Here is a 654-nt window from a genome sequence, read left to right on the forward strand (position 1 = left end):
TGCGATCCCGAGCCGCGCGCGCTGGGCCTCACATCCCGCCATCTCGCCTATGTCATCTACACCTCCGGCTCCACCGGAACCCCAAAGGGCATCGAAATGCCCCACGGCTCGCTTATGAATTTGCTTTGGTCCTCGCCGGAGTTTGGTGCGCCAAAACGATGTACACTTCAGTTCACGACTTTGAACTTCGACGTCTCGTTCCAGGAATTGTTCAGTTGCTGGAGGGACGGCGGGCTACTGGTGCTCGTGCGGGAAGAGACCCGTGCCGACTTTTCCGAGTTGCTGGACTTTGTGTGCAGAGAAGGGATCGAGAGGCTTTTCCTCCCATTCGTAGCCTTGAAACATTTTGCGGAAGCCTGGTGCGCTCGGGGAGCGCTGCTGCCCTCTTTGAAAGAAATTTATACAGCGGGTGAGCAATTGCGAGCCACCCCCGAGCTCAGGTCGTTCTTCGAGACTCACCCGAGGGCGAGGTTGATAAATCAGTATGGGCCTACAGAAACCCACGTAGTCTCGGAGCACCGCCTCGTGGCTGATCCATCATGCTGGCCGCAATTGCCTCCCATCGGCCGTCCGATCACGAACACGCGGATCTACCTTCTGGACGCTCATGGTCAGCCGGTGCCGTTCGGGGCGGTGGGCGAGCTTTACATCGGC

Annotated in this window: 1 protein-coding gene; it reads left to right on the top strand. The window is 58.6% G+C overall.

All coding sequences use genetic code 11. From position 1 onward, the window contains the following. A partial coding sequence (locus AC0L2K_RS34965; RefSeq protein WP_473533657.1) for an AMP-binding protein occupies positions 1 to 654 on the top strand: 654 nt, incomplete at both ends.

The sequence above is a fragment of the Mesorhizobium sp. WSM4817 genome (genome assembly GCF_055811135.1).